Genomic DNA, 13,095 nt, shown 5'->3' with positions numbered 1-13,095 from the left:
CTGCTCGAATTGCACCACCAACTCGTTCCTGAATTTGCACCGCGGCGTGGAATGTGACCCCACGGCACGGCTACTTACGGTGCTCTTCGCTGCCTGGGTCCGGATTGTGTCTGCGTGAAGCCGTAATCGTGCCAGCTAGTTGGCCGGCGGCTTCGACTTCTCTTTGAATGTACGACCAATGCGATAGTCGAACTCGAGGGTTGGCCGTCTCCCGCGTCCATTCAACCGCACGCCCATGCTTCTTGCGGATCAGGGGAACCCCTCCGCTGAGCTTCATCGAGAACAGGTCAAAATACCGTCTGGCGGATACGCCGAGAAACGGTCTGAAGCGGACGCGACTTTCGTAGGAATGCTGATCCAGCGCAATACTATCGTTGTGTAGGCGGAGTGCTCTGCTTTTTGGGTAGGGTTCGACGTACTGCAGTTCTGCAATTCCCGAAGCAACGATGTGCCGCGCGCAGTTATGACACGGGAAAGTCGTCGTGTAGACTGTTCCACCCTTTACGCTGACGCCCGTTCTGGCGCACGCCAGCAAAGCCTCCATCTCGGCGTGAACTGCTCGGCCAAACTCAGTAAGATCGTCGAGCCTTGACCCTGCCAACGCTTCGTGAATCGCGTCCCTGTCGACCTGCGTCTGCAGGAAAGGGGCTAGTCGCTCGATGGCGTCATCGATTATTCGAGCGATCTCCTTCTCGTTGGAGTCCGCCCCATCCGGGTAGTAGTTGTGGTCACGGCGATCCTTCTCCTTTGGCCCTGGCCAGTAGAGCCCGCCGCCAAACTTCGGGACATCGTTGGCACCGACACCGATGATCTCGCCTTCACGAGATACGACTACCGCCCCAACCTGTCGGCCGTACTGTGCCGACCGTAGCGCTGACGCGAAGGCGAAGAACATGGCGTATTCGTCCAGCGTCGGCGTAACGAACGGTGCGCCGAAGACGAGGTCAAAAAAGCGCACGAGTTGTTCTTCGTCGCCTTCTCTAACAAAGACGTCGGCCATTCGGAACGTGTCTCGTGTGTGCTGTCCGAACGGATCCTTCGGTTCATCCTCGTCTCGCTGCAGAACGAGCCGCGCATCTTCAGCCGACATACCCAGCCGTCGCCGCAGATAACGGTAGCGATCCTCTTCGGACGCATACACTCCAATCAAAAAAAAGCCAGCGCCGTACACGCGTCGAAGCGTTTCAACTTCTTCAGGATGCTTGAGGCTCCTAAACACGTGCGCGACGCCCGGCAAAGGCTGCCGGTGCGCCCCGGCATCCTTCGCAATGACCTCGCGAGCATTGCTGATCTGGAAGATGGCATGGAGCGCCAGCACGTCGCCGCGTTGCGTGTTGCGACGAAGTTCGTTGCCAGCGTTTTGCAACGTGGTGACACGTGAAAAATGGCTGGAGTCGTCGACGGTCGTGACTGCAGCACGTCTCGCTAAGTCGCTGAGGCGAGCCACCTTAGTCGAATAGGAATATTGCTGAAGTAGATCACACGCGAGGTTCTGAAACGCCTCCAAGTCGATGCCAGTGGGCGCCACGAGCCCGAAAAACAGCTCGGGTTGTGGAAGACTGAGTGCCTCGACGATAGGGGCGGTCGCCATTGAGGAAATATATAGCTGAACAGGTATTCGGCTGACGAAGATGTCCGAAGATGTATTAAAGTATCTTCGATGCCGAGGCCTGCCATCGCTCCACGACCTGGCGTTCGGAAGCAGATTCCGCTGAAGCTGTCCCCCGATGATGCGGTGGACCTGCACGCTTTTTGCGAGGCACATTACGGCGCCAGACAGAACGCCGTCATTGCTGAGGCGGTTCGGCGGCTAATCAAGTACGAGACAGAGCGAGACAGCGATTTACGTGATCGCTTTTTGGAGGCGCGAGAGCGTCTGCTAAGTGGCGTCAGCGAGACAATAGGTGAACCGCTGCGGTTGATCAGCCGGCGCGGTCGAGATGAAACAGGTGGCCAGTAATAGCGGCAGTGGCACTCGACGCCGCAACAATAAGCGGCTTGTCCTTGTCTGAAGCGACGATGTACAACCGATCGAACTCGAAGGAGACGTGATGCCCCTGGAGAGACGTCAGGACGACGAGAGTAGGCGGTACTGGGAATCCGTTGACCGAATCGCTCAGGAAGCGCAACAGCAACGCGATTCGATAATCCGTCAATCTGAGCAGACGGACGCGCGCCGAAACGACCAGCGCGAATGTACCGCGACTAGATCGAATTCACGTTGAGGCTGCTCTACATCGGTCGCGACGGTACGGGTTTCTAAACTCGCTGCCTCGCGGCCGAAGCACACCGTCGGATCACGGCCACCTGATCCAACCATTCAGTCCAAAACGGGTGCGGGCGATGCGAGGCGGGCGGCACGCCGCGGTGGCCCCGACGCGCCTCCATGTCGCTGCGCCGAGATCCCGCGTACCCGGCCTCTGGTACCTGGCAACTCGATCAGCACTTCACCCCAAACTCCGCCGGCTCGTATGCCAGGTTCGGCGCCAGCCAGCGCTCGGCTTCTTCGACGGTGATCCCTTTGCGCTTCGCGTAGCTCTCCATCTGGTCTCGCCCGATGCGACCCACGTTGAAGTACCGCGCGTCCGGGTGGCTGAAGTAGAGCCCGCTGACACTGGCAGCCGGCGTCATCGCCGCCGACTCGGTGAGATCGATGCCGATGGCCCGCGCGTCCAGGACGTCGAACAGCTTGAACTTCTCGCTGTGATCGGGACACGCCGGATACCCGAACGCCGGGCGGATGCCGCGATACTTCTCGGCGATGAGATCCTCGTTCGACGGCCGCGCCTGCTCGTAGCCCCAGTCCTGCCGCGCCTGCGCGTGCAGGTGCTCGGCGAACGCCTCCGCGAGGCGATCGGCAAGCGCCTTGACCAGGATGGCCCGGTAGTCGTCATGCTGCCGCTCGCACTCGCGCGCCAGCTCCCCGGCGCCGAGGCCGGCCGTGACGGCGAACGCGCCCACGTAGTCCGGCGTGCCGCGGCCAACGGGCGCGACGAAGTCGGCCAGCGACCGGTTCGGACGGCCGTCCGCGATGATGTCCTGCTGCCGCAACATCGGGAATCGCGCCAGCTCGCGCCGGCGGTCTTCGTCCGCAAAGAGGACGATGTCGTCGCCGTCGCTCGCGGCGGGCCAGAAGCCGTAGACGCCGCGCACGCCGATCGGCGCCGTCCCGCTCTTCTCCGCCGCCATCCACTCGTTCAGGATGGCCTGCGCGTTGTCGTACAACTCGCGGGCCGCCCTGCCGTATTCCGGATGGTCGAGAATCGCCGGGAACCGTCCCTTCAGCTCCCACGCGCTGAAGAAGAACGTCCAGTCGATGTAGGGCACCAGCTCGCTGATCGCCGGCTCCACCACCCGCCGCCCGACGAACCACGGCGCCGGCACGTCGACGTTCTCCCAGTCGGTCGCCAGCGCGTTCGCCCGCGCCTGTTCGTAGGTGAGCAGCGGCTTCTCGCGACGCGTCGCGTAACGGCCGCGGATTTCCTCCTGGTCGCGCCGCGCGGCGGCCACGAACGGCCCGCGCTCGCCGGCGCTGATCAGGCTCGACACGGTTTCCACCGCGCGCGAGGCATCCAGCACGTGCACGACGGGCCCGCTGTACTCCGGCGCAATCTTCACCGCCGTGTGCTGCCGGCTGGTGGTGGCGCCGCCAATCAGCAGCGGCACCTTGAAGCCGCGCCGCTCCATCTCCTTTGCGACGAAGACCATCTCGTCGAGCGAGGGCGTGATGAGCCCGCTCAGGCCGATGATGTCCGCGCGCGTCTCGATGGCGGCATCGAGGATCTTGTCGGCCGGCACCATCACGCCCAGATCGATCACCTCGTAGCTGTTGCACCCGAGCACGACGCCGACGATGTTCTTGCCGATGTCGTGGACGTCCCCTTTCACCGTGGCCATCAGGAGGCGTCCCTGCGCGCTCGTCGTGCCGAAACGGGCCTTCTCTTCCTCCAGGTACGGCTCGAGGCAGGCGACCGCCTTCTTCATCGCCCGCGCGCTCTTCACCACCTGCGGGAGGAACATCTTGCCGGCGCCGAACAGGTCGCCGACGATCTTCATCCCGTCCATCAGCGGCCCCTCGATCACGTCCAGCGGCCGCGGCAGCTTCTGGCGCGCTTCCTCCACGTCCTGCTCGATGAAGTCCACGATGCCGTGGACGAGCGCGTGCGCGAGACGCTGCTCGATCGGCTCCAGGCGCCATGCGGTGTCCAGCTCGCGCTTCGCCGTCGCGCCCTTCACGCCTTCGGCGAACTTCACCAGGCGCTCGGTGGCATCCGGCCGGCGGTTGAAGATCAGATCCTCGACGTGCTCCAGGAGGTCCTTCGGGATGTCCTCGTACACCGCGAGCTGTCCCGCGTTGACGATGCCCATGTCCATCCCGGCGTGGATGGCGTGGTAGAGGAAGGCGGCGTGGATCGCCTCGCGCACGCGGTCGTTGCCGCGAAACGCGAACGACAGGTTGCTGACACCGCCGCTGATCTTCACGCCCGGGCACGTGGCCTTGATGAGGCGCGCGGCCTCGATGTAATTCTTCGCGTAGTCGGCGTGCTCCTCGAGGCCCGTGCCGATCGCGAGAATGTTCGGATCGAAGATGATGTCGGCGGGATCGAATCCCGCGCCGTCGACGAGCAGCCGGTACGCGCGCCGGCAGATCTCCACCTTGCGCTCGACGGTGTCGGCCTGGCCCGTTTCGTCGAACGCCATCACCACCACGCCGGCGCCGTACTTCCGGATCGTGCGCGCCTTGTGCAGGAAGTCGGCTTCCCCTTCCTTGAGGCTGATCGAGTTGACGACCGCCTTCCCCTGCAGGCACGTCAGCCCGGCCTCGAGCACCGACCACTTCGAGCTGTCGATCATCACCGGCACGCGCGCGATCTCCGGCTCGGTCGCAATCAGGTTGAGGAACGTCGTCATGGCGCGCTCGGAGTCGAGCATGCCTTCGTCCATGTTGACGTCGATCATGTTCGCGCCGTTGCGCACCTGGTCGGCGGCGACGCTGACCGCCTCGCCGAACTGGCCCGACGTGACGAGGCGCGCGAACTTCGCGGACCCGGTGACGTTGGTCCGCTCGCCGATCATCTGGAAGTTGCTGTCGGGACGGATCGTGAGGACCTCCAGGCCGGAGAACCGCGTGTGCCGTTCAGGGGCGGGGATCGGCCGCGGCGGCACGCCGGCCACCGATCCGGCAATCGCCCTGATGTGATCGGGCGTCGTCCCGCAGCAGCCGCCCACGATGTTGACCAGGTGCTCCGTGGCGAGCTGCCGGACGATGCCGGCGGTGTGGGCGGGCTGCTCGTCGTAGCCGCCGAACGCGTTCGGCAGGCCGGCGTTCGGGTAGCAGCTCGTCCAGCATTCCGCCAACCGCGACAGCTCCACGAGGTACGGGTGCATGTCCCCGGCGCCGAGCGCGCAGTTGATGCCCACGCTGAACGGCTGCGCGTGCGCGATGGAGACGTAGAAGGCGTCGACCGTCTGTCCCGACAGCGTGCGGCCGGAGCGGTCGGTGATGGTGACCGAGACCATCAGCGGAGTGCGGGAGCCCGCGCCGGCCGCCGCGCCGAATTTCCGATCGAGCACGTCCTGGTAGGCGACGAGCGCGGCCTTCGCGTTCAGCGTGTCGAAGATGGTTTCGACGAGCAGCAGATCGACGCCGCCATCGATCAGGCCGCGAATCTGATCCGCGTACGCCTGGCGCAGCGCGTCGAAGGTGATCGCGCGAAAGGCGGGGTCGTTCACGTCCGGTGAGATCGAGAGCGTGCGGTTGGTCGGACCGATGGATCCCGCGACGAAGCGCGGGCGATCGGGGGTCCGGGCCGTCCATTCGGCGGCGACCCCTTTCGCCAGCTTCGCCGCTTCGACATTCAGCTCGTAGGCGAGATCCTCCAGGCCGTAGTCCGCCTGCGAGACCGCGTTGGCGTTGAACGTGTTCGTCTCGATGATGTCGGCGCCCGCCGCGAGGTACTCGCCGTGGATGCCGCGGATGACGTCGGGGCGCGAGAGGACCAGGACGTCGGCGTTGCCCTTGAGGTCGCGCCGGTGGTCGCGGAAGCGCTCGCCGCGGTAGTCGTGCTCCTGCAGCTGGTGCCGCTGGATCATCGTGCCCATCGCGCCATCGAGCACGAGGATGCGGCGCTGGAGAATCTCGTCGAGCTGCCGTGTGATAGACATGCTGTTTCTCTGAACCACGACGACCACCAGGGACACGAAGCAGATCTCGAGGCACGAGGCCGATTCCCTTCGTGCTCTACTTCGTGTCCTTCGTGGCCTTTGTGGTGTACGCCGTCTTTCTGCCACTCGCGACGAGCACGGTGAACGGGTCACCCGTCCTGCGCGCGCCGACGCCGACCTTCACCTGCTCCAGCCCGGCGCCCTTCAAGAGCCGTCTCAGTTCCTCGTCGTCGAAGCCGAGCCACTTGTCGCCGAGGCGCGTGCGCACCCAGCTCTCCTCGTGACGCCGCAGGTCCAGCACGAGGACGCGGCCGCCCGGCCTGGTCACCCGGGCCGCCTCGCGCAGCGCGGCCGCGGGGCTCACCGCGTGGTGCAGCGCCTGCGAGAGCACCGCCACATCCACGGAATCGTCGGCGAGCGGCGCTTGTTCGATCTCGCCGCGCTTCCAGGCGATGTTCCTGATCTTGCGTCGAGCCGCAAGCGACTTCGCCTGCTTGAGGACGACCGGCGAACGGTCGATCGCGATCACCCGTCTCGCGAAGCGCGCCGCCTCGATCGCGAGATAGCCTTCGCCGCACCCGAGGTCCGCGACCTCGAGCGGGGGCAGCAGGTGCCCGAGCGCGCGCGCCCAGGCCGCCCAGCTGCGGCCCGGGACGACCTGCCCCGCGCGTTTCCCGTCAGGCCCCGCGTGCGCATCGAAGTTCTCCTTCCGCAGCCGCAGCACCTCCTGCAGCCTGGCCTCGTCTTCGCGCACGCGCGGCGTGCCGCGCATCGCTGCGAACTGGGACTCGAGCAGCGACCACAGCGGGCCGAAGCCATCGCGCGCGCTCCGCAGGTCGTCCGCGATCCGGAGGTAGGTGTAGCCCCCCTCTCTGTCCTCGCTGACCAGCCCGGCGTCCCTGAGCAATCCGACGTGGCGCGAGACGCCCGACTGGGCGATGCCGAGGATGCCGGTCAGCTCCGATACGTTCAGCCGCCCGGCGGCCAGGAGGCGCAGAAGCCGCAGCCTCGCTTCGTCCGCGAGCAGCCGGTACAACGCCGTGGGGCTCGAACTCACATACGTTAATCTACATGCATATATGCGTTTTGTCGACCCACGCGCGGGTTCGACCGCAGGGGGGCGCGTCCCGCGGGCTCAGGACGATTGTCGGGCGGGCCGCCGGCGGGAACTCGACCGCTTGGCATGGAAGCCGGTTCCCATCCGGGAAATCGACGCCGTCCGATATCATTAGCGGCATGGACACGGCTGCCGCGGCCGCGCCGACCCGCCGGCGCGAAGACATATCCCCCGCTTACAAGTGGAATCTCGAGGACATCTATCCCGGCTGGGACGCATGGGCGCGCGCGTACGAGACGCTCGACACGCAGATCGATCGGTACGCGGCGCTCCGGGGCACGCTCTCGGAAGGGCCCGATGCGCTGCTTCGCGCATTCCAGCTCGGCGACGAGCTGGGACAGCTCGCGTACCGCGTCTGGTACTACCCTTCGCTCCGCTACGACGAAGACCAGCGCGACAACGCGGTGAACGCGCGCAGGCAGCGCGTGCAGATCCTGCTCGCGAGATGGAAAGAGGCGGGCTCGTGGTTCAACCCCGAGCTGCTGCAAATCCCGTTGACGACGGTCCGCGGCTGGATGGACGCCACTGCCGCGCTCCAGATGTACCGCTTCGCGGTCGAGGATCTGTACCGGCAGCAGGAGCACGTGCTCGACGAGCAGGGCGAAAAGCTGATGTCGCTCTCGAGCCGGCTCTCCAGCGCGGCGAACGACTCCTACTGGGCGCTCTCCACCGCCGACGCCCGATTTCCCGCGATCACGCTCGGCACCGGCCGCACGGTCACGGTCTCGTACGGGCAGTACCGCGCGATCCTGGCCACCGAGCGGGCGCAGCCCGATCGCGAAGCGGCGTTCCGGGCGCTGCACGGCACCTACGAAGCCTCGCTCAATACGTACGCGTCGCTGTACAACGCGGTCTGCCAGCGCGACTGGTTCCACGCGCGGGCGCGCGGCTACAAGACGACGCTCGACGCCGCGCTCCACGGGGACAACATCCCTCCGGCAGTCGTCGAGAATCTGATTGCGACGACCAGGGCGGGCGTGGAGCCGCTGCGCCGCTATCACGCGCTGCGGCGGCGGGCGCTGAAGCTCGAGAAGTACGGCACGTACGACTTCGCGATTCCGCTCGTCGACCTCGAACGCAAGTACCCGTATGCCGACGTCCTGGACGCGATCGTCGAGTCGGTGGCGCCGCTCGGCCCCGAGTACCAGTCGCGCATGCGGCGGGGATTCTCCGGCGGGTGGCTGGACGTCTACGAAAACGAGGGGAAGCGCTCGGGCGCGTACTCCGCGCCGGTGTACGGCGTGCACCCGTACATGCTCCTCAACTACAACGACACCCTGGACGACGTGTTCACGCTGGCGCACGAGATGGGCCACTCGATGCACACGATGCTGTCGCACGAGGCGCAGCCGTTCATCTACTCGAGCTACACCATCTTCGTCGCCGAGGTGCCGTCGACGCTCGGCGAGGCGCTGCTGCTCGAGCACCTGCTGCAGCGGACCACCGACCCGCGCGAGCGCGCCGTGCTCCTCCAGCACGCCATCGACAACATCACCAGCACGTTTTACACGCAGGTGATGTTCGCGGATTTCGAGCTGTGCGCGCACCGGATGGTGGAGCGCGACGAGCCGATCACGTCGACCATTTTGAACGATCTCTACCTCGGGCTCATGCGCGAGTACTACGGCGACTCGGTGGATGTCGATCCGCTCGCCGCGGTGACGTGGGCGCGCATCCCGCACTTCTTCAACACGCCGTACTACGTCTACCAGTACGCCACGTGCTTCGCCTCGGCGGCGCGAATCGCGAAGGAGATGCCGGCGGCGCGCGACCGCTACCTGGAGCTGCTCGCCTCGGGCGGCAGCGATTACCCGATGGAGCAGTTGAAGCGCGCGGGGGTCGACCTCTCGAAGCCGGACACCGTGCGCGCGGTGATCGATCAGCTCGACGGCCTCGTGACACGGCTGGAGGAAGAGCTCGCGAGGCTCTGACGGCTGGAAGATTCTTCGACAGGAAGATTCTTCGACAGGAGGAACACGATATGCCGGTCACCCGCCACCTCAGCCCTCGCAGCGGCAGCATCCTTCTGCTCGTCGGCACCATGAAAGGCGCCTTCATCGCGTGTGCCGGCACCGATCGACGCGACTGGGAGCTGGGCGGCCCGTACTTGCCGGGCAGCGCGGTGTACGCGCTGGCCTACGACGGCCGCGCGGGACGCCACCGCGTCTGGGCGGGCCCCACCAGCATGCACTGGGGGGGACTGCTCCGTTCGAGCGATGACTTCGGACGAAGCTGGACGAATCCCGAGGCCGCCAACGTGAAGTTTCCCGAGGGCGCTGGCGCCGCGCTCAAGCAGATCTGGCAGATCGCTCCCGGCCGCGACGCGGAGCCCGACACGCTGTACTGCGGCGTCGAGCCCGCCGCGCTCTTCGTCTCGCGTGACGCGGGCTCGACGTGGGCGCTCGTGGACGGCCTCTGGAACCACCCGCAGCGGCCGCGCTGGGAGCCGGGCGGCGGCGGCCTGTGCCTTCACACGATCCTCCTCGATCCGGCCGATCCCAACCGCATCCGGATTGCGGTGTCCGCCGCCGGCATGTACGTCACCGATGACGGCGGCTCCACGTGGCGGCCGTCGAATCGTGGCGTGCGCGCGGAGTTCCTTCCCGACAAGTACCCCGAGTTCGGCCAGTGCGTGCACAAGGTGGCGCAGGCCAGCCGCCAGCCCGATCGCCTGTTCCTTCAGAACCACTGGGGGCTGTATCGCAGCGACGATCGCGGAGAAACGTGGTCCGATATTGCCAACGGCGTCCCGTCGGACTTCGGTTTCGCGCTCGCCATCCACCCCGCGGACGCGGACTGCGCGTGGATCGTGCCGCTCGAGTCCGACGAGTTCCGTTGCACGCCGGAGGGGAAGCTCCGGGTCTACCGGACGCGCAACGCCGGTGCGAGCTGGGAAGCCCTGTCGAAAGGGCTGCCGCAGGAGGACGCCTACGAAACCGTGCTGCGGGACGCGATGGCCGTGGACCCGCTCGCGCCCGCCGGCGTGTACTTCGGAACGCGGAGCGGGAAGCTCTTTGGATCGCGGGACGAAGGGGAGACATGGTCCGAGCTGCTCGACGGACTGCCTCCCGTGGTCTCGGTAACGGCGGCCGCGGTCGCGTGATGTCGATCGCCTTCGTGATTCCCGGTCACCTGCGGCAGTTCACCGGCGGGCGCGGGCAGGTGCTCGTCGAGGGGGGCGCCGCGTCGGTGTCCGCCGCGCTGGCGCTGCTGTGGGCGGCGCACCCAGCCGTCCGGGACCGCGTGCTGACGGAGCTCGGCGAGGTGCGCGCCCACATCAACGTCTTCGTCGACGGAGAGAACATCCGCAACTCAGGCGGGCTCGCCACGCCGATCCGCGACGGCGCCGAGATCGTCATCCTGCCGGCAATCAGCGGCGGATTGCCCCTTCTGCGTGTTCGGCGCCTTCCGCGGTGAACAGGCTATTTGCTCTGCGACGTGGTCTGCACCTTCTGCGGCGCCTGCGGCAGCCTGCCGTCGAGCAGGTGCCGCACCCAGAAGTCGTGCGATTCCCGGTTGGCGTGCGGCCGCTGCGACATCTGGAGACCGTGGCGGCTGCCGGGGTAGAGCATGACCTCGAACGGCTTGTTGTGGGTCGTCAGCCAGTCGATCACCTGCAGCGAGTTCTGCATGTGCACGTTGTCGTCGATCGTGCCATGCGTGATGCGCAGCCCTCCCTGGTAGCGATCGATGTAGGTGAGCACCGCGCCGCTCTTGTAGCCTTCCGGGTTCTCCGCCGGCGTGTCCATCAGCCGCTCCGTGTAGACCGAGTCGTACAGCTCCCACGCCGTGACCGGCGACCCGGCCTGGCCGTAATTGAATTTCCCGGCCGCGTTCGTGAGCGCCATCATGGTCGTGTAGCCGCCGTAGCTCCCGCCGGTGATACCAATCCGGTCCGCCGCGATGAAGCTCCTCGCGCGGAGCCAGTCCACGGCCGTGGCGAGATCGCGCATCTCCCACTGGCCGAGACGGCGATGCATGAGGAACACGCCCTTCTTGCCGAAGTGACCGCTGCCGCGGTGATCGACGCTGATCGTAATCACGCCGCGCTGCGCCCAGTAATGCGCCTGGAGGTTCGGGAACGCGTTGCGCACGGTGCCGGAGTCGGGGCCGCCGTAGATGCTGAAGATCACCGGGTGGCGTCGCTGCGCGTCGAAGCTCGGCGGGAGCACCCAGTAGGCTGGCAGATTGAACCCGTCGCCGGAGGGAATCGTGAACAGCTCTCCCTTGCCCCACGCGATCGGAGGGCCCGCCGCGGCCCTGGCGTCGCCGAGTTTGCGCACGAGGGTACCGTCCGCGCTGTACAGCGCCATCTGCTGCGGAGTCGTGATGTTGCTGAAGGTGTCGATGTAGTGACTGCCGTCGGTTGACAGGCGAACGCCGTGCGTGCCGTCGGTCCGGGTCAGCCGCTGCAGGCCGGTGCCGTCGACCTTCACGCGCATCAACTGCAGATCCCACGTCGCGTTCTGCGGCCGGGCCATGAAGTAGATCCAGCCGTTCTTCTCGTCCACGCGCGCAATCGAATCGACCCGCCACTCTCCCTCGGTGAGGCGCCTCTTCAGCGTTCCGTCATTGGAGTAGTGATACAGGTGCTCCCATCCGTCGAGCGGGCTTCTGAGCAGGAAGCCGGACCCGTCCTGGAAGTAGTAGAGGTCCTGGTAGAAATCGACCCACGCGGGCTGCTTCTCCTCGTAGATCTGCTGCTTCTTTCCCGTGGCGGCGTCGCAGTTGTAGAAGCGAATCGTGTCCTGCCCACGGTTGACCCACTGCACGGTGAGCGTTCGTGAATCGGGTGTCCAGAACGGCCAGGCGAGGTAGTGGTCCGCCTTCGGATCGAAATCGGTCCACACGGTCTTCCCGTCGTTCACGCTGACGATGCCGACCTGCACGTACGGGTTGGGATCCCCGGCCTTCGGGTATCGCTGGCGCTCCAGCTCGCCGTGCTGCCCCGCCGAATGGTAAATCGGGAACACCGGCACGGGCGAGTCATCGAAGCGCATGAAGGCGAGCTTCGTCGAGTCGGGCGCCCACCAGAACGCGGCGTGCGCCGTCCCGCGCCCCAGGATCTCCTCCATGTACACCCATGACGAGTATCCGTTCAGAATGGTCTCACTCCCGTCGTCGGTGTACTGGTGCTCGACGGTCTTCTCGAGATCGAACGCGAACAGGTTGTTCCCCCTGGTGTACGCCACCCAGCGGCCGTCGGGTGAGAACCTCGGGTTGCGTTCGGGAGCCGGCGTGGCCGTCAGCCGGCGCAGCGCGTGCGCCGCGGCGTCGTAGAGATACAGATCGCCCTGGGCCAGGTATACGAGGCGCCCGAAGTCGCCGGTATGAGCGGCGGGACGCGTCGGATCGACCCCCTTCGGGAGTTCTTTCTTGACGAGGCCATAATCGCGATAGACTTCTGAACGGCCGTCGACCGCGCTTACCGCGTACATACGACGCTCTCCGTCGGCGTCGGTCTTCACCTCGAGATACCGCGCACCGTCAAGCCACCCGGTGATGTTCGGGAGGTCGCCGAGCGGCGCGTCGGCCCGCCTGGGCGCGCCGGACGGGGGCGCGAAGGCTTCCTCGTAGGACAGCCACCGCGCGCCGGCACGCTGCGCCTGCACGGAATCGAGGCGGCCGACGAGCGTGATGGCCAGAACTGTCAGGAAAACAGGGCGCCGGATGCGCATGGATACTCCTCGCAGCGGGAAAAACCGGGGAATCTGGATGATAACACCGGGGTGATCCCACGCCGTGGCGTGTCCTACAATAGAGTTCTTGCCTCGTCGTGCGGGTCCTCTTCTCTAAGCCAGAGGTCGTGCCCG

The 13,095-nt window shown here is 66.1% G+C and carries 8 protein-coding genes; 3 read left to right on the top strand and 5 right to left on the bottom strand.

Translation table 11 applies throughout. The features are described from left to right. Window positions 1-70: 70 nt before the first annotated feature. The 4 genes from HYU53_04920 to HYU53_04905 all read right to left on the bottom strand — a co-directional run bounded on the left by HYU53_04920 (window position 71) and on the right by HYU53_04905 (window position 7,222). Window positions 71-1,591: a cytidine deaminase gene (locus tag HYU53_04920; protein MBI2220529.1), complete on the bottom strand. Its 1,521-nt coding sequence runs from the start codon at window positions 1,589-1,591 to the stop codon at window positions 71-73. A 331-nt stretch (window positions 1,592-1,922) separates the two neighbouring features. Further along, window positions 1,923-2,135 carry a hypothetical protein gene (locus tag HYU53_04915; protein ID MBI2220528.1) on the bottom strand — a complete coding sequence of 71 codons (213 nt, stop codon included), beginning with the start codon at window positions 2,133-2,135 and terminating at the stop codon, window positions 1,923-1,925. Between the two features lie 304 nt (window positions 2,136-2,439). Further along, a complete protein-coding gene (metH, locus tag HYU53_04910) occupies window positions 2,440-6,165 on the bottom strand; it encodes a methionine synthase (protein ID MBI2220527.1) in 3,726 nt (1,241 codons plus the stop codon). Between the two features lie 76 nt (window positions 6,166-6,241). Beyond that, window positions 6,242-7,222 carry a metalloregulator ArsR/SmtB family transcription factor gene (locus HYU53_04905; GenBank protein ID MBI2220526.1) on the bottom strand — a complete coding sequence of 327 codons (981 nt, stop codon included), beginning with the start codon at window positions 7,220-7,222 and terminating at the stop codon, window positions 6,242-6,244. A 179-nt stretch (window positions 7,223-7,401) separates the two neighbouring features. On the opposite strand from HYU53_04905, the gene pepF reads away from it, so the two are divergent. Genes pepF through HYU53_04890 form a run of 3 tightly spaced genes read left to right on the top strand, consistent with a single transcriptional unit; the run spans window position 7,402 to window position 10,699 of the window. Further along, a complete protein-coding gene (gene pepF, locus HYU53_04900) occupies window positions 7,402-9,213 on the top strand; it encodes an oligoendopeptidase F (GenBank protein ID MBI2220525.1) in 1,812 nt (603 codons plus the stop codon). Between the two features lie 50 nt (window positions 9,214-9,263). Continuing rightward, the gene (locus tag HYU53_04895; protein MBI2220524.1) at window positions 9,264-10,385 is read left to right on the top strand and encodes an exo-alpha-sialidase; all 1,122 of its coding nucleotides are present in this window, start codon (window positions 9,264-9,266) and stop codon (window positions 10,383-10,385) included. Next, window positions 10,385-10,699: a MoaD/ThiS family protein gene (locus HYU53_04890; GenBank protein ID MBI2220523.1), complete on the top strand. Its 315-nt coding sequence runs from the start codon at window positions 10,385-10,387 to the stop codon at window positions 10,697-10,699. Before HYU53_04895 ends, HYU53_04890 begins: the two co-directional genes overlap by 1 nt. A 5-nt stretch (window positions 10,700-10,704) precedes the next feature. Here HYU53_04890 and HYU53_04885 read toward each other — a convergent pair whose 3' ends face one another. Beyond that, window positions 10,705-12,960: a S9 family peptidase gene (locus HYU53_04885; protein ID MBI2220522.1), complete on the bottom strand. Its 2,256-nt coding sequence runs from the start codon at window positions 12,958-12,960 to the stop codon at window positions 10,705-10,707. Between the last annotated feature and the right edge of the window lie 135 nt (window positions 12,961-13,095).

It is taken from the genome of Acidobacteriota bacterium (assembly GCA_016184105.1).
GTDB lineage: Bacteria > Acidobacteriota > Vicinamibacteria > Vicinamibacterales > 2-12-FULL-66-21 > JACPDI01.
Note: the sequence above shows the minus strand (reverse complement) of the source record. Positions and strands in the feature narration are given on the sequence as shown.

Bases quoted from the DNA above. Each gene is read 5' to 3' on its own strand.
- HYU53_04920 (MBI2220529.1), bottom strand. From the start codon at position 1,591: ATGGCGACCGCCCCTATCGTCGAGGCACTCAGTCTTCCACAACCCGAG.
- metH (MBI2220527.1), bottom strand. From the start codon at position 6,165: ATGTCTATCACACGGCAGCTCGACGAGATTCTCCAGCGCCGCATCCTC.
- pepF (MBI2220525.1), top strand. From the start codon at position 7,402: ATGGACACGGCTGCCGCGGCCGCGCCGACCCGCCGGCGCGAAGACATA.
- HYU53_04895 (MBI2220524.1), top strand. From the start codon at position 9,264: ATGCCGGTCACCCGCCACCTCAGCCCTCGCAGCGGCAGCATCCTTCTG.
- HYU53_04890 (MBI2220523.1), top strand. From the start codon at position 10,385: ATGTCGATCGCCTTCGTGATTCCCGGTCACCTGCGGCAGTTCACCGGC.
- HYU53_04885 (MBI2220522.1), bottom strand. From the start codon at position 12,960: ATGCGCATCCGGCGCCCTGTTTTCCTGACAGTTCTGGCCATCACGCTC.